This is a genomic window from Modestobacter italicus (assembly GCF_019799965.1).
In the GTDB taxonomy this organism is placed as follows: Bacteria; Actinomycetota; Actinomycetes; order Mycobacteriales; family Geodermatophilaceae; genus Modestobacter; species Modestobacter italicus_A.
In genome coordinates this window covers 20,324-36,094 of record NZ_JABGCJ010000003.1, presented here as the reverse complement: position 1 = coordinate 36,094, position 15,771 = coordinate 20,324, and the positions used below count along the sequence as shown (strand labels likewise).

Sequence of the window (15,771 nt, the reverse complement as noted above, 5' to 3'; positions counted from 1 at the left end):
GGCCCCGCTCCCTCCGCCCGGAGGACGGGGCCGGTGGCCTGTCCAGGCCCGGCAGCGCGGGAGACCGACGCCGGGATGGGGCAGGATCGATCCACCCGACACCGAACCGAGGGACGCTCGTGACCGACACCCAGCCCGCCACCCAGGGGACGCTGAAGTCCGCCCCCACCGCCTTCGCCCCGCTGGACGGGTCCGGCTACCGCCGGGTGCTCCTGAAGCTCTCGGGCGAGGCGTTCGGCGGTGGCAAGGTAGGCGTCGACCCGGTGATCATCCGCAGCATGGCCGAGCAGCTCGCCGCCGTGGTGGGTGCGGGCACGCAGGTGGCCGTCGTCGTCGGTGGCGGCAACTTCTTCCGCGGCGCCGAGCTGTCCCAGGCCGGCATGGACCGCAGCCACGCCGACTACATGGGCATGCTCGGCACGGTGATGAACTGCCTGGCGCTGCAGGACTTCTGCGAGAAGGCCGGCCTGGAGACGCGCGTGCAGACGGCGATCACCATGGGGCAGGTCGCCGAGCCCTACATCCCGCGCAAGGCGATCCGGCACATGGAGAAGGGCCGGCTGGTCATATTCGGCGCCGGGGCCGGCATGCCGTACTTCTCCACCGACACCGTGGCGGCCCAGCGCGCCCTGGAGATCGAGTGCCAGGTGCTGCTGATGGCCAAGAACGGGGTGGACGGCGTCTACGACGACGACCCGCGCACCAACCCGGCGGCCACCATGTACCGCGACCTGGACTACGGCACGGTGCTGGCCAAGCAGCTGAAGGTCGCCGACGCCACGGCGATCAGCCTGTGCATGGACAACCAGATGCCGATCGTCGTGTTCAACCTGCTGCGTGACGGCAACATCGCGCGGGCAGTGGCAGGTGAGAGGATCGGCACCCTGATCAGCGAGCAGGCCTGACCGGCCGGCTCCTGACCGCCGACGGCGCACGCCGGACGCCGTCCCACCGCCAGACCCGCCCCACACCCCGGCCAGCACGGCGGCAGCTGCCGCAGGAGGAGAGAACCCCGTGATCGACGACACCCTGCTCGACGCCGAGGAGCGGATGGACAAGGCCTTGTCGGTCGCCCGCGAGGACCTCGGTTCCGTGCGCACCGGCCGCGCCGCGCCGTCCATGTTCAACAAGATCGTCGTCGACTACTACGGTGCTCCCACCCCGGTGCCGCAGATGGCCTCGATCACGGTGCCGGAGGCGCGGATGGCGGTCATCAAGCCCTACGACGCCACCCAGCTGCAGGCCATCGAGAAGTCGATCCGCAACTCCGACCTGGGCGTCAACCCGACCAACGACGGGTCGCTGATCCGCGTCGTCTTCCCCCAGCTGACCGAGGAGCGCCGCCGCGACCTGGTGAAGGTCGCCCGCTCCAAGGGCGAGGACGCCAAGGTCGCCATCCGCAACGTGCGCCGGCGCGCCAAGGAGGAGCTGGACCGCATCGCCAAGGACGGCGAGGCCGGCGAGGACGAGGTGCGTCGTGCCGAGAAGGAGCTGGACGACCTCACCGCGTCCCACGTCGCCAGCATCGACGAGGCGATGAAGAACAAGGAGACCGAGCTCCTCGACGTCTGAGTCGAACCCGGACGCCCGCAGGTGAACCCCGACCCGCACCGCCCCGAGCCGCCCGGCCCGGGGCGTGAGCGTGCCCGCAGCCGGACGGGCACGCCCGGTGTCCCGCGCCCGGGCGACGCCGTCCCACGCCGGGACGACGAGGACGGGCCGGTGGTGCGGATCGGCCAGCCACCGGTACCGCCGCTGCCCAGCCGGCCCGCACCGCGGGTGGCGCCCGAGGACGTGCCGGGTCCGAGCACGGTGGGGATGACCTGGGACCGGGCACCCGAGGACGCCGGGGCTGCGCTGCTCGGTGACGCGTGGACCGACGAGCGGGACGACGTCCCCACCGGTTCACTCGCCGTCGTCGGGGACGACGCGCCCCCGTTGACCGCCGTGCCGGACGCGCCGGGCGCCGAGGCGACCGGTGAGCCGCCGCAGGACACCCCCAGTGGCGCCCCCCGGGCGACCGGGCGGGCCGGCCGGGACATGGCTGCTGCGATCGGGGTCGGGGTCGGCCTGGGCGCGGTGATCGTGGCGACGCTGCTGGTGTGGCGGCCGGCGTTCCTGGCGGTGCTGGGCGCCGCTGTGCTGATCAGCGTCGTCGAGCTCAGCGGCGCGCTCGTGAAGGGCGGGCACCGACCGCCCCGTACGCCGGTCGTGGTGGGAGCACTGGCCATGCTCACGCTGGCCTGGACCCGCGGCCCGTCCGGCCTCGTGGTCGGCTTCCTGCTGACCGTGGTGGCGGTGCTGCTCTGGCGGCTCGGCGACGGCCCGGTCGGGTACCTGCGGGACGCCTCCGCAGCGGTGTTCGTCGCGTTGTACGTGCCGCTGCTCGCCGGGTTCGCGGTGCTCCTCCTGGCCCCGGACGACGGCGTCGCCCGGGTGCTGGCCTTCATCGCGACGGTGGTCTGCAGCGACGTCGGTGGCTTCGCCGCCGGCGTGCTCTTCGGCAGGCACCCCCTGGCCAGGTCGATCAGCCCGAAGAAGTCCTGGGAGGGGCTGGCCGGGTCGGTCGCGGCCTGCGTGCTCATCGGCACCCTGCTGGTCACGCTGACCTTCCACGGCCCCTGGTGGGGCGGCGTGCTGTACGGCGTGGCGATCGCGCTCACCGCCACCCTCGGTGACCTGGGGGAGTCGCTGATCAAGCGCGACCTGGGCATCAAGGACATGGGCGACCTGTTGCCCGGGCACGGCGGCCTCATGGACCGGATGGACTCGCTGCTGCCCTCGGCTGCCGTGGCCTGGCTGATCCTCTCGGTGGTCGCACCGGTCTAGCCCCGGTCCACGCCGACGGGCCCCCTGCTCCCCGCGGGAGGGACGGGACCAGCGGTGCGGCGGTCGCCGGCGTGGCACCATCCCCGGCGATGACCGAGGGACTGGAGATCGGCCCGACCGAGTGGGGCGGGTCGGTGGGCGTCGGCCCCTGGCCGGGCCCGTGGCCCACCGACCCGCGGTACGACCCCGAGCTGCTCGCCGACGGGGACCGCCGGAACGTGGTGGACCGGTACCGCTACTGGACGCTGGAGGCGATCGTCGCCGACCTCGACCGGCGCCGGCACCCCTTCCACGTCGCGATCGAGAACTTCGAGCACGACCTGAACATCGGCACCGTCGTCCGCACCGCCAACGCGTTCCTGGCTGCGGAGGTGCACGTCGTGGGTCGACGCCGGTGGAACCGGCGCGGGGCGATGGTCACCGACCGGTACCAGCACCTGCGGCACCACACCGACATCGAGGCGCTGCTGGCACACGCGGCAGGGGAGTCGCTCGCGGTGGTGGCGGTCGACAACGGGCCCGGCGCCGTCCCGTTGGAGACCGCCGACCTGCCCCGCCGGTCGCTGCTGCTGTTCGGCCAGGAGGGGCCCGGGCTCACCCCGGCCGCGCGGGACGGCGCGGAGCTGACCGTGTCCATCGCCCAGTTCGGCTCGACCCGGTCGTTGAACGCCGGGGTCGCCGCCGGCATCGCGATGCACGCCTGGGTGCGCCAGCACGCCGGGCTGACTGGTGCAGACCTGCCGAACTGAGCCCCGCGTCTTGAGCGCACTGTGGTGCTCCGGTCACGCCGCGCCTACCGCCACGCCGAGGGCCGCTCCGTCAGCATGATCGTTCGGGCTCGGCCGCCGCATCCCGACCACGACCGGTGGTCGGGCGGCAGGCCGACCGGGAGGAGGGGTCATGAGGTCGGAGGACGTGCGTGAGCCCGGCACCCCGGAGGAGACCCCGACGGGCGCGGAGGACGCGACCCCGGCCTCGGTGGACGTCGAGCCGGCCGAGGACCCGTGGGACGAGGCGTGGCTCCCGCAGTGGGCCGGCTCGTCCGCCTCCCCGGAGCACGCCGACGGGCCGCCCCCGGCGGAGGGTGATGCCCAGCCGGCGGCCGAGGAGTCGGCCGACGCCACGGCCGCCCAGGTGCAGGACCTCCCGGCCGCGCTGCCGGACGACGCGCCGGCCGCCCAGGTCCGTGATGCGCCCACCGCGCAGGCCCTCGACGTCCCGCCCGCGCCGCAGGCCGACGCCCCCGCGACGCAGGCCGTCGACGTCCCGGCTGCGCCGCAGGAGGTCCCGGCGGGTCACGTCCACGACGTCAGCGCCGCCCAGCTGACCGGTGCCCCGACCGCCCCGGAGCGGGGCGCCCCGGCCGATGTCGAGCACGAGCAGCCGGACGCAGCCCCGGCCGAGGCGTCGCCAGATCCTGTCCAGCGCCTCGCTGCGCCGGCAGGTGACCAGACGGCTGAGCCGGCGCCCGTCGCCGCAGCTGTCCCTGCGGTGGACCCGGACGACGAGCCGGTGACCGGCCCCACGAGCGACCCGGCCCCGCAGTCGGGCGTGAGTGCGGCGACGAGCCCGGCGAGGCCTGCGCGACGGCCGCTCCCGCCCCGGATCGAGGCGGCGCTGGCCGATCTGCAGGAGGCCGAGCTGGCCGCCCGGCGCGCCGCGGAGGAGCAGGCCTTCGCGCAGCTGGCCGCGTGGGAGGAGGCGATCCGCGCCGGTGAGGCGTTGGCCGGCCAGCCGTCGTCCACCCGCTCGGCCGCGCCGGCCGCGCAGCGGGCCGAGGGGGCGTCGCGGGACGAGGTGGCGTCGCCGGCGGTCCGGCGGCGACGTGCCCGCGTGCTGCTGCCGCTGGCCGTGCTGCTGCTCGCCGCCGTCATCGCCGGTTTCGCCTTGCCGGACTCCTCCAGTGGCGACCGGCCCGAGGTGGCGGCCGTCCAGCGGGATGCCGGCTCGACCCCGGCTCCCGCCACCCGGACGCCCATCGTCCGCGCCGGGCAGTCGCCGGCCGAGGCCGCGGAGCCGACCACGGCCCCGGTTCCCGTCGCCGAGGCCGCCGTCGAGGCCGTCGACAGCCCCGAGCGGCCCACCGAGCGCGCGCGGGCGGCCACCCGGTCGACCGCCACCCCGCAGCGAGCAGCCGTCCCCACCAAGCAGCCGACGACGGCGGCCTCGGTGGCCGCGCCACCGGTCGTCGTGCGTCCGCCGCTCCCGGCGCCCGTACCGGGCGGCGGCGACGGGGTCGACGTCGACCCGCCCGACGAGTCGCAGTGCCCGGACGTCGAGGTGCCCGAGGGCGACACCCCGGACCCGGACCCGGACCCGGACCCGGAGCAGGGGGAGGAGGACGCCACCGACCCCGTCGTCCTCGCCGCGGCCTGCGCGCCGACCGACCCCGAGCCCACCGGGCCCGAGCCGACCGACCCCGGGACCACGGAGCCGACCGACCCGACGGCTCCCGTGCCCGGCGACCCGAGCACTCCGGTGACCACCACCCCGCCCACCACCCCGCCGACCACGACCGCGCCGACCGCGACGCCGACGGCCACCGCCGGTCCGACCGCGACTGCTCCGCTCACGACCACCGCGCAGCCGGGCGGTGTGCAGCCGTCATCGACCGCTCAGCCCGAGCGGGACTGACCGCGCTCCCTCCGGGGAGCCATCTCACCCTCACCGGCTCACCCTGGACGCCCGCGGAGTGGGAACATGGACGGTGCCATGACTGCCCTGCCCCTGGTCTTCGACGCCCCCCGCCGCACCAAGCCGCCCCGCCACCTGGCCGACCTCACCCGTGAGGAGGCCCGGGTTGCGGTCACCGAGCTCGGCCACCCGGCGTTCCGCGCCGACCAGCTGAGCCGGCACTTCTACGCGGGGGTGACCGACCCGGCGCAGATGACCGACCTGCCGGCCGCCGCTCGCGACGACCTCGCCGCGGCCCTGCTGCCGGGGCTGCTGACCCCGGTGCGACACCAGTCCGCCGACGGTGGCCGCACCCGCAAGACGCTGTGGCGGCTGCACGACGGCGCCCTGGTGGAGAGCGTGCTGATGCGCTACCCGGATCGGGCCACCGTCTGCATCTCCAGCCAGGCCGGCTGCGGCATGGCCTGCCCGTTCTGCGCGACCGGCCAGAACGGCCTGACCCGCAACCTCTCCGCCGCCGAGATCATCGGCCAGGCGGTCGCCGCGGCTGCGGCGATGGCCGCCGGCGACATCCCCGGTGGCCCGGGGCGGCTGTCCAACGTCGTCTTCATGGGCATGGGGGAGCCGCTGGCCAACTACGCCCGGGTCCGCAAGACCCTGGACGCGCTGTTGAGCCCGACGCCGCACGGGCTCGGCCTGTCCCAGCGGTCGGTGACCGTGTCGACGGTCGGGGTCGTGCCGGCGATCCGCAAGCTCACCGAGGAGGGCCTCAACGTCACCCTCGCGGTCAGCCTGCACGCCCCCGACGACGAGCTGCGCAACACCCTGGTGCCGATCAACACCCGCTGGAAGGTCGAGGAGGTGCTCGGCGCCGCCGACGACTACGCCCGGCGCACCGGCCGCCGCTACTCGATCGAGTACGCGCTGATCCGCGACGTGAACGACCAGCCGTTCCGGGCCGACCTGCTCGGGAAGCTGCTGGCGAAGCGGCTCGCGCACGTCAACCTCATCCCGCTGAACCCGACCCCGGGCAGCCAGTGGGACGCCAGCCCGCTGCCGGCGCAGCGGGAGTTCGTCGCCCGGCTGCGTGCCGCCGGGGTGCCCACCACGGTGCGCGACACCCGTGGGTCGGACATCGACGGCGCCTGCGGGCAGCTGGCCGCCGCGGACCAGGTCGACGGCGTGCCCAGCGTCGCGGTGCCGGTACCGGGCGTCGAGGACGGCGTGCCGCTGGGAGCCGAGTCGGACCAGGGCTGACCGCGGTGATCGACGCGGAGGTGCACGAGCACAGCCACGCCGACGTGTCCGGAGGCTGGTTGCGGGCGGCCGTGTTCGGCGCCATGGACGGCCTGGTCACCAACACCGCGCTCGTCGCCGGGGTGGGGGCCGGCGGGGCCGCGGCGCACACCGTCGTCCTCTCCGGGATGGCCAGCCTGGTCGCCGGCGCCATCTCGATGGCGCTGGGCGAGTACACGTCGGTGACCACCCAGAACGAGCAGCTCGCGCTCGAGGTCGCCAAGGAACGCGGGGAGCTGCTGCGCAACCCCGAGGGTGAGCGGCGCGAGCTGGTCGCGCTGCTGCGCCGCGGCGGGGTGGACGACGACCTCGCCGAGCAGGTGTCGGTGCAGCTGTCCCGCGACCCGGAGACGGCCCTGCGGCTGCATGTGGTGGCCGAGATGGGGCTGAGCCCGGAGGACACGCCGTCCCCGAAGGTGGCCGCGGTGTCCTCGTTCGTCACCTTCTCGATCGGCGCCGTCGTCCCGCTGCTGCCGTTCCTGCTCGGGTTCAGCACCCTGTGGATCGCGCTGGTGTGCGGCGGTGCCGGCCTGGCGGCGGCCGGGGCGCTGTCCTCGCGCTTCACCCCGCGGTCCTGGTGGTGGTCGGCGGGGCGACAGCTGCTGTTCGGTGCCGTGGCCGCCGGCGCGACCTACCTGATCGGCACCGCGATCGGCGTCAGCGTCGGCGGGTGACTCCCGATCGCACAGAGGCCCGCTCCCCGGTCGGGGAGCGGGCCTCTGTGCTGTGCAGGGAGCAGCTCAGCGGGAGCGCCAGGCGTTCTTCCGCCGGCGGACGTCCCACAGCAGCATGACCACGAGGGCGAGCGCGAACCCCAGGACCCAGAGGTCCTCGACGCGGCCCTCGTGGTTGCCCACCAGGAAGCTCAGCATGACCAGGACGAACAGCCAGCCGACGATCCGGCCGACCTTGCCCGCCTCGGCGTGCCAGCCCCAGTCCTCGGGCCGCTCGTGCGTCACGGGAGAGCCACCCGCGCGGGCGATGCCCTCCTCGCGGTTGGACTGCTCGACTACCTGGGCGCTGGTCTGGTGGCCCTGTCCCCGGCCGGTCACGTCGCTCACCCCCTCATGATGACAGGCCCGTTCGCGGCACACCTGGTGGCCGCCCGGGCGGGTCTTGCGAGGATGGCCGCCGGCGGGCACGGCACCGGGCACGCCGCGACGAGCGCAGCGAGGAGTGCAGATGAGCGAGCCGCGCGAGGTCACCGTGCTGGGGTCCACCGGGTCGATCGGCCGGCAGGCGATCGCGGTGGCGCGGCAGAACCCCGACCGGCTGCGGATCACCGGGCTCGCCGCCGGCGGCGGAGACGTCGCCCTGCTGGCCGAGCAGGCGCTGTCCCTGGGCGTGCGCACCGTCGCGGTGGCCCGGGCCACCGCCGCCCAGGACCTGCAGCTGGCCTTCTACGCCGCCGCCCAGCACCGCGGCTGGGCGCAGGGCAACTACGCGCTGCCGGAGATCCTGGCCGGTCCCCGCGCCGCCGAGGAGCTGGCCACCCGCCCCGCCGACGTCGTCCTCAACGGGATCTCCGGGTCGATCGGGCTGCGGCCGACCCTGTCGGCGCTCGCGGCCGGGCGCACCGTCGCGTTGGCCAACAAGGAGTCCCTCGTGGCCGGGGGCGAGCTGGTGACCGCTGCGGCCGCGCCGGGTCAGCTGGTGCCGGTCGACTCCGAGCACTCGGCGCTGGCGCAGTGCCTCCGCGGTGGCGCCCGCGGTGAGGTGGCCCGCCTGGTCCTCACCGCCAGCGGCGGGCCCTTCCGCGGCCGCACGGCCGAGGAGCTGGCCGGCGTCACCCGCGAGCAGGCGCTGGCCCACCCGACCTGGGACATGGGTCCGGTGGTCACCATCAACTCCGCGACCCTGGTCAACAAGGGGCTGGAGCTGATCGAGGCGCACCTGCTCTTCGACGTCCCCTACGCCGACATCGACGTCGTGGTGCACCCCCAGTCGATCGTGCACTCGATGGTCACCTTCGCCGACGGCGCCACCATCGCCCAGGCCAGCCCGCCGGACATGCGGCTGCCGATCGCGCTGGCGCTGGCCTGGCCCGACCGGCTGCCCGACGTGCAGCCGGCGCTGGACTGGTCGGCCGCCAGCACCTGGGAGTTCGCACCGCTGGACGACGAGGTGTTCCCCGCGGTGCGGCTGGCGCGGCAGGCGGGCGAGGCCGGCGGCGTCGTGCCGGCGCTGTACAACGCGGCCAACGAGGAGGCGGTCGCGGCATTCACAGCCGGACACCTGTCGTTCCCAGGGATCGTGCAGGTCATCGCGCGTACTCTCGACGCCGCGCCGGACCTCGGCGCACCCACCTCCGTCGAGGACGTGCTGGCCGCTGAGAAGTGGGCCAGGGAGCACGCCCGCGCCGCCATCGGCGGGGACGTCTGATGAAGGAGCTGAGCTGAGCGGGTTCCTCCTGACGGTCCTCGGATTCGTCGCCTTCGCCGTCGGCCTGCTGTTCAGCATCGGCTTCCACGAGTTCGGGCACTTCTACTGGGCCCGGAAGTTCGGCATGCGGGTGCCGCAGTTCTTCGTCGGGTTCGGCCCGACCGTGTTCTCCCGGCGCCGCGGGGAGACCGAGTTCGGGATCAAGGCCGTACCGCTGGGCGGCTTCATCCGGATCGTCGGCATGATCCCGCCGGCCGAGGAGGGCGAGAGCAGGCGCGCGACCCGGATGCGCAGCTTCATCGCCGAGGTGCGCGGCCAGGCGCTCAACGACGTCCTGCCCACCGACGGCGACCGGGTCTTCTACAAGAAGCCCTGGTGGCAGCGGGTGATCGTGATGGCCGCCGGGCCGCTGCACAACCTGGTCCTCGCGGTCGTCTTCTTCACCCTGGTGCTCACCGTGCTGGGCACCAGCGTGCTCACCACCCAGGTGCGCAGCGTGCCTGCCTGCGTCGTCCCCGCCGGCGCCGAGAGCGCGACGGCCGACGACCCGTGCCAGGTGCCGATCGTCACCTCGGGCGCGGACGCCGGCCAGGTGTGCGAGGAGGGGACGGCGAACTGCGCCCTCCCGGTCGCCAGCCCGGCCGCCGAGGCGGGCCTGCGCCCCGGGGACACGATCGTGGCCATCGACGGCCAGGCGATCGACCCCACCGACCACGCCAGCTGGACCACGGTCCAGGACGCGATCCGCGCCCACCCCGGTGACGAGGTGGCGCTGACGATCGAGCGGGACGGCGAGCGCCGGCAGCTGACGGTGACCCCGATCGCCACCACCGTCTACACCGACCAGACCGGCGAGGACACGATGACCGCCGGGTACCTGGGGGTCAGCCCGGTGCCCGGGTTCGCCCGCCAGTCGCTGAGCGACGTGCCCGGCTACTTCGCGAACGTCATCACACAGTCGGTCGCCCGCCTCGTCGAGATCCCCGAGCGGGTGCCCCAGCTGTTCCGCGCGGCGTTCCTGGGCGAGGAGCGGGACCGCAACGGGCCGATCGGCGTGGTCGGCGTCGGCCGCATCTCCGGGGAGTACTTCGCGCTGACCGAGTTCAGCGCGCTGGAGAAGCTCAGCTTCTTCCTGAGCCTGCTGGCCAGCGTGAACCTGGTGCTGTTCCTGTTCAACCTGCTGCCGATCTACCCGCTGGACGGCGGGCACGTGGCGGGGGCCCTGTACGAGAAGGCGCGGTCGACGGTGGCGCGGCTGCGTGGCCGCCCCGACCCGGGGCCCTTCGACATCGCCCGGCTGATGCCGGTGGCCTACGTGGTGGCCGCGCTGTTCGTGCTGCTGTCGGGCACCCTGCTGGTCGCCGACATCGTCAACCCGATCACCCTGCAGTAAGTGGGAGACTGACTTCTCGTGACCGTCTCGCTGGGCATGCCCGCCTCTCCGCCGCCCGTCCTGGCCCCGCGCCGGAAGACCCGCCAGCTCGACGTCGGCGGCGTCGGCGTCGGCAGCGACTCCCCGGTCAGCGTGCAGTCGATGTGCACCACGAAGACCGCCGACATCAACGCCACGCTGCAGCAGATCGCCGAGCTCACCGCCTCCGGCTGCCAGATCGTCCGCGTCGCCGTCCCGGACACCGACGACGCCGAGGCGCTGCCGATCATCGCCAAGAAGTCGCAGATCCCGGTGATCGCCGACATCCACTTCCAGCCGCGGTACGTCTTCGCCGCGATCGACGCCGGCTGCGCCGCCGTCCGGGTGAACCCGGGCAACATCAAGAAGTTCGACGACAAGGTCGGCGAGATCGCCAAGGCGGCCAAGGACGCCGGCACCCCGATCCGGATCGGCGTCAACGCCGGCTCGCTGGACCGCCGGCTGCTGGCCAAGTACGGCAAGGCCACCCCGGAGGCCCTCGTCGAGTCCGCCCTGTGGGAGTGCTCGCTGTTCGAGGAGCACGACTTCCGTGACATCAAGATCTCGGTCAAGCACAACGACCCGGTGGTCATGGTGCGCGCCTACGAGCTGCTGGCCGCCCAGTGCGACTACCCGCTGCACCTCGGCGTGACCGAGGCCGGCCCGGCCTTCCAGGGCACGATCAAGTCGGCCGTCGCCTTCGGGGCACTGCTGTCCCAGGGCATCGGCGACACGATCCGGGTCTCCCTCTCCGCCCCGCCGGCCGAGGAGGTCAAGGTCGGCAACCAGATCCTGGAGTCGCTGAACCTGCGTCAGCGCGGCCTGGAGATCGTCAGCTGCCCCTCGTGCGGCCGCGCCCAGGTCGACGTCTACAAGCTCGCCAACGAGGTCACCGCCGGCCTGGAGGGCATGGAGGTGCCGCTGCGGGTGGCGGTCATGGGCTGCGTCGTCAACGGCCCGGGCGAGGCCCGCGAGGCCGACCTGGGGGTGGCCTCCGGCAACGGCAAGGGCCAGATCTTCGTCAAGGGCGAGGTGGTCAAGACCGTGCCCGAGTCGCTGATCGTCGAGACGCTGATCGAGGAGGCCATGCGGATCGCCGAGGCGCAGGTCGCCGACGGCACGCCGTCGGGCCCGCCGGTCGTCACCGTCTCCTGACCGGCTGCTGAGCCGGCCGACCGGGGACGTGGTGCGTGTGCTGCGGTCGTCGCCTGCCCGGGTGCTGGACGCCGGGGACGAGGCCGCGGTCACCGAGCTGCTGGCCGGTGACCCGGTCGGGGCGTGCATGCTCGCCGGCCGGATCGAGACGTACGGGACGGCGCCCGGCTCGCTGGGCGCCCCGCTGTGGGGTCTGCACTCCGGCCGCCGCCTGGACGCGGTCTGCCTGGCCGGGGCCAACCTGATCCCGTTCGCCCGGCCGGGCTGTGAACCGGCGGCGGCCACCGCCTTCGCCGAGCTGGCCCGCCGGGCCGGACGGCGCTGCTCGACCATCGTCGGCCCGGCAGCCTCGGTGCTGCCGCTGTGGGAGCTGCTCGCGCCGTCCTGGGGGCCGGCCCGTGAGGTGCGGGCCCGGCAGCCCCTGCTGGCGATCGAGGGGCCCCCGGCCGTGACGGCCGAGCCCGGGGTGCGCCCGGTCGGCCTCGGGGAGCTGGACACCCTGCTGCCCGCCGCGGTCGCCATGTTCACCGAGGAGGTCGGGGTCAGCCCGCTGCGGTCCGACGGCGGTGCCGGCTACCGCGCGCGGGTCGCCGAGCTGGTGCGGGCTGGTCAGGCGCTGGCCTGGATCGAGGACGGCGAGGTGCTGTTCAAGGCCGACGTCGGCGCGGTGTCCCGGGCGGCGTGCCAGCTGCAGGGCGTGTGGGTGGCCCCGCGGCACCGGGGACAGGGCATCGGCCAGCGGGGCACGGCCGCCGTCGTCGAGTACGCCCGGACGGCGATCGCCCCGGTGGTCAGCCTCTACGTCAACGACTACAACGCGGCCGCCCGGGCGGCCTACGAGCGGGTCGGCTTCCGGCAGGTCGGCACGTACGCCTCCGTCCTCTTCTAGTCGCGCTGGGGCGGGAGGGGCTGCTGCGGCGTGCACTTCCGGATCGGCACCGGTCATCTGCCAGGGTGGGGGAGTGCGAAGCCGAGAGCTGACCAGCAGTGGCACGACGGCGCGCCGGCTGACGGCGGTGGGCGGGGCGGCCGTCGTCCTGCTCGTCCCGTTGCTGGCCGGCTGCTCCAGCGACCCCACCGACGACGTGCGGGCGGCCGCGCAGGCCTTCCTGGACGACTGGTCCGGTGGTGAGACCGCGGCTGCCGCCGACCGCACCACCGACCCGGCGGCCGCCACCGCGCTGCTGGAGCAGACCGCGACCGACCTGCCGGACGCCTCGCTGGCCGCCGAGCTCGGGGACGTGCAGGTGGCGGACGGCGCCGCCACGGTCGACTGGCAGGCCACCTGGGACCTCGCGGCCGCGCCGGACTGGACGTACGACGCCGCGCTGGAGCTGCGCGAGGGCGACGACGGCTGGCAGGTCGTCGCCGAGCCGACGGCGGTGCACCCGGAACTGGGGGAGGGGCAGCACCTGGTGGTGAGCCGGTCGCTGCCCGAGCGGGCGCCGATCACCGACGGCACCGGGGCGCCGCTGTTCACCGAGACCGAGGTGGTCAACGTGGGGGTCGATCCGGCGCAGGTGACCGACCTGCCGGCGCTGGCCGCCGGGCTGGCCGCCGCGACCGGGGTCTCCGCCGAGCAGATCACCGCCGACGTGCAGGCCGCCCCGGCCGGGCAGTTCGTGCCGGTGATCACGCTGCGTCGGCCGGACTTCGAGGCCATCCGCGCCCAGGTCTACGACCTGCCCGGCGCGGTCTTCCCGACCAGCAGCCGGCTGCTGGCGCCGACCGCCCGCTTCGGTGCGGCCCTGCTCGGACGGGTGGGGGAGGCCACCGCCGAGGTGCTGGAGGAGACCGCGGGGGAGGACGGCGAGCAGGTCTACGCCGCCGGTGACCGGCTGGGCCTGTCCGGCCTGCAGCGCGCCCACCAGGAGCAGCTGACCGGCACCCCGGGCTTCACCGTCGCGGTGGCCAGCACCGACGAGAGCCTCTCCGACGCCGGCCGGGTCGTCGCCACCGTCGACCCCGTGCCCGGCACTCCGGTGCAGACGCCGCTCCTGCCGGCGGTGCAGAACGCCGCGGACGCCGCGGTGGCCGGCCAGCCGCTGGCCAGCCACCTGGTCGTGGTGCGGCCGGGCACCGGCGAGCTGCTGGCGGTGAGCTCGAACGAGGCCGCCAACCCGTCGAACGCGCTGTCCGGGCAGTACCCGCCCGGCTCCAGCATGAAGACGATGACGGCGACCGCGCTGCTCTCCGCCGGTGCGGTCACCCCCGACACCGCGGTGCCCTGCCCCGGGACGACGGTCGTCGAGGGCCGGGAGTTCGAGAACGAGGACCAGTTCGACCTGGGCACGGTGCCCTTCGCCGAGGCGTTCGCCCAGTCCTGCAACACCACGTTCATCCAGCAGGCGATGGGCCTGCCCGACGACGCGCTGAACGCCGCGGCCGCCTCCTACGGCGTCGGTGCCGACTGGCAGCTGCCGGTGGGCGTCTTCAGCGGTGAGGTGCCGACCACGAGCACCGGGACCACGAAGGCCGCCGACGCCATCGGCCAGGGCCAGGTGCTGATGAGCCCCGCCCAGCTGGCCCTGGTCGCCGCCGGCATCGCCAGCGGCACGCCGGCGGCGCCGGTCGAGGTGGTGGGGGCCGACGCCGCGGGCGCCGCGCCGGCCGGCCCCGGTCAGGCGGTGCTGGACCAGCTGCGGCCGATGATGCGCCAGGTGGTGCTCAGCGGCACGGCCTCGGCCCTCTCCGACCGGGGTGAGGTGTACGGCAAGACCGGCACCGCCGAGTTCGGCACCAACACCCCGCCGGACTCGCACGGCTGGTTCATGGGCTACCAGCTCGGCGGCCCACAGGGCGACCTGGCCTTCGCCGTCCTGGTGGAGGCCGGCCAGTCCAGCAGCGCTGCCGTGGCGGTCGCCGACGCGTTCCTCGGCGCCCTCTGACGACCCGTCCCGAGGTCCCGCCGCCCGCGCGGTGGGACCTCGGGACTCAGGTCGCGGGGAGGCCGGGGAAGGCGGTGGTCGCCGGGGTGACGCCGGCCTGGGCGCGCCAGCCGACGGTCCGCAGCTCCGTGGCGGTGAGCGCGGTCACGGCCAGCTCCCGGGTGCTGCGTTCGGTGGCCTGGTCGAGCACCCAGGTCCACGCGGTGGCCGCGCCCTCCTCCAGGGTGACCGCGAGCGCCGCGGCGTCGACCGGGGAGAGCACCGGGAACGGCAACCGGTAGCCGCCCTCGTCGGCCACCGGCTCCACCCGGCGCGAGGTCAGCAGCGTGGTCAGCTGCTCGCGCAGGTCCTGGTGGGCCAGCTCGGCGGCGACCACCGGCTCGCGGGCCTCCACCGGCAGCGCCGCGCCGACGACGCCATAGCCCCAGATGGCGGTGTGTGCGGCGGCCAGGGCCTCCTGCAGCGCGGCGTCCTCGGCCGCCGTCGCCGAGCCGGAGGTGGTGCTGCCCTGGTCAGCCATCGCCGTCCCGTCCCGTCCTGTTGGCGTGCGCGCTCATGCCAGCTGTGCCTCCTGCCCGCGGAGCCCGGCGGCGATGCTGCCCAGCAGCGCGGCCCGGCCCCCGGTGAACTCCGGGGCGGCAGCGGCGTGCGCCGCCGCCGCCGTGGACACCCGGGTCCGCAGCCACGCCCGGACCCCGGCCGGGTCCGGTGCGGCCGACGTGCCGGCCGCGGTCGAGGCGGCCCCGCCCGGTGCCGCCGCGCGGATCCGCTCCAGCTGGGCGCGGGCCTGGTCGGCCAGCACCGTGACGGTGCCGGCCAGGGCCGGGTCGGCGGTCAGGGCCCGGTCGTAGGCGGACACCAGCTGCTCCTGGACGGCCACGGCGGCCGCGAGCTGGTCGACCTGCGCGGGGGTGACCGCATCGGCGGCGTCCCCGGAGCTGTCGGTGCACCCCGCGGCCACCAGTGCGGTGCCGGCGAGGGCGGCGGCCAGCAGGCTGCGCCGGCTGAAGGTGGCCGCGTGCAACGGTGAGGACAGGGGTACGGACATCGCCGTCCATCCTGGCAGCCGTGGGCCGCCGTGCCCGTCGAACGCACCGATGGGCCCGGCCGACCTGCGGGACCGGTGGTGCTGGAGGTGCGGGCGGTAGCCTGAGGTCCACCCGCAGCACGCCGGGG

The 15,771-nt window shown here is 74.9% G+C and carries 15 protein-coding genes; 12 read left to right on the top strand and 3 right to left on the bottom strand.

Translation table 11 applies throughout. The annotated features are described in order from the left end of the window. The first annotated feature begins 119 nt into the window (after positions 1-119). The 7 genes from pyrH to HLA93_RS07760 all read left to right on the top strand — a co-directional run bounded on the left by pyrH (position 120) and on the right by HLA93_RS07760 (position 7,433). Positions 120-905: a UMP kinase gene (gene pyrH / locus HLA93_RS07790; protein WP_439957964.1), complete on the top strand. Its 786-nt coding sequence runs from the start codon at positions 120-122 to the stop codon at positions 903-905. A gap of 109 nt (positions 906-1,014) precedes the next feature. After that, positions 1,015-1,572, top strand: coding sequence for a ribosome recycling factor (gene frr / locus HLA93_RS07785; protein ID WP_222193835.1), 558 nt, complete (start codon positions 1,015-1,017; stop codon positions 1,570-1,572). Between the two features lie 21 nt (positions 1,573-1,593). Beyond that, positions 1,594-2,829, top strand: a complete 1,236-nt coding sequence (locus HLA93_RS20860; RefSeq protein WP_222193834.1) for a phosphatidate cytidylyltransferase — start codon at positions 1,594-1,596, stop codon at positions 2,827-2,829. Positions 2,830-2,918: 89 nt separating this feature from the next. Continuing rightward, positions 2,919-3,578: a TrmH family RNA methyltransferase gene (locus HLA93_RS07775; protein ID WP_222193833.1), complete on the top strand. Its 660-nt coding sequence runs from the start codon at positions 2,919-2,921 to the stop codon at positions 3,576-3,578. A 151-nt stretch (positions 3,579-3,729) separates the two neighbouring features. Beyond that, positions 3,730-5,463, top strand: a complete 1,734-nt coding sequence (locus HLA93_RS07770; RefSeq protein WP_222193832.1) for a hypothetical protein — start codon at positions 3,730-3,732, stop codon at positions 5,461-5,463. A 78-nt stretch (positions 5,464-5,541) separates the two neighbouring features. Next, a complete protein-coding gene (gene rlmN, locus HLA93_RS07765) occupies positions 5,542-6,720 on the top strand; it encodes a 23S rRNA (adenine(2503)-C(2))-methyltransferase RlmN (protein WP_246626131.1) in 1,179 nt (392 codons plus the stop codon). Positions 6,721-6,725: 5 nt separating this feature from the next. Then, positions 6,726-7,433, top strand: coding sequence for a VIT1/CCC1 transporter family protein (locus tag HLA93_RS07760; protein ID WP_308128005.1), 708 nt, complete (start codon positions 6,726-6,728; stop codon positions 7,431-7,433). A 66-nt stretch (positions 7,434-7,499) separates the two neighbouring features. Here the strand turns inward: HLA93_RS07760 and HLA93_RS22000 are convergent, their stop codons facing one another. Continuing rightward, a complete protein-coding gene (locus tag HLA93_RS22000) occupies positions 7,500-7,820 on the bottom strand; it encodes a DUF2631 domain-containing protein (RefSeq protein ID WP_222193830.1) in 321 nt (106 codons plus the stop codon). Between the two features lie 121 nt (positions 7,821-7,941). Here HLA93_RS22000 and dxr point away from each other — a divergent pair, with 121 nt between their 5' ends. The 5 genes from dxr (at position 7,942) to HLA93_RS07730 (ending at position 14,595) form a co-directional block, all read left to right on the top strand. After that, complete coding sequence (dxr, locus tag HLA93_RS07750) at positions 7,942-9,141, top strand: 1-deoxy-D-xylulose-5-phosphate reductoisomerase (protein WP_222193829.1); 1,200 nt, start codon at positions 7,942-7,944, stop codon at positions 9,139-9,141. Positions 9,142-9,154: 13 nt separating this feature from the next. Next, complete coding sequence (locus HLA93_RS07745; RefSeq protein WP_222194287.1) at positions 9,155-10,534, top strand: M50 family metallopeptidase; 1,380 nt, start codon at positions 9,155-9,157, stop codon at positions 10,532-10,534. An 18-nt stretch (positions 10,535-10,552) separates the two neighbouring features. Beyond that, the gene (ispG, locus tag HLA93_RS07740; protein ID WP_222193828.1) at positions 10,553-11,707 is read left to right on the top strand and encodes a flavodoxin-dependent (E)-4-hydroxy-3-methylbut-2-enyl-diphosphate synthase; all 1,155 of its coding nucleotides are present in this window, start codon (positions 10,553-10,555) and stop codon (positions 11,705-11,707) included. 37 nt (positions 11,708-11,744) lie between these two features. Further along, positions 11,745-12,596 carry a GNAT family N-acetyltransferase gene (locus HLA93_RS07735; RefSeq protein WP_222193827.1) on the top strand — a complete coding sequence of 284 codons (852 nt, stop codon included), beginning with the start codon at positions 11,745-11,747 and terminating at the stop codon, positions 12,594-12,596. Between the two features lie 73 nt (positions 12,597-12,669). Beyond that, positions 12,670-14,595, top strand: coding sequence for a penicillin-binding transpeptidase domain-containing protein (locus HLA93_RS07730; protein WP_308128004.1), 1,926 nt, complete (start codon positions 12,670-12,672; stop codon positions 14,593-14,595). A 46-nt stretch (positions 14,596-14,641) separates the two neighbouring features. On the opposite strand, the gene HLA93_RS07725 is transcribed toward HLA93_RS07730, so the two are convergent. Together HLA93_RS07725 and HLA93_RS07720 are read right to left on the bottom strand one after the other, a co-directional pair. Next, positions 14,642-15,115, bottom strand: a complete 474-nt coding sequence (locus tag HLA93_RS07725) for a ferritin-like domain-containing protein (RefSeq protein ID WP_222193826.1) — start codon at positions 15,113-15,115, stop codon at positions 14,642-14,644. Between the two features lie 33 nt (positions 15,116-15,148). Then, the gene (locus tag HLA93_RS07720; RefSeq protein WP_222193825.1) at positions 15,149-15,643 is read right to left on the bottom strand and encodes a hypothetical protein; all 495 of its coding nucleotides are present in this window, start codon (positions 15,641-15,643) and stop codon (positions 15,149-15,151) included. Positions 15,644-15,771: the final 128 nt, after the last annotated feature.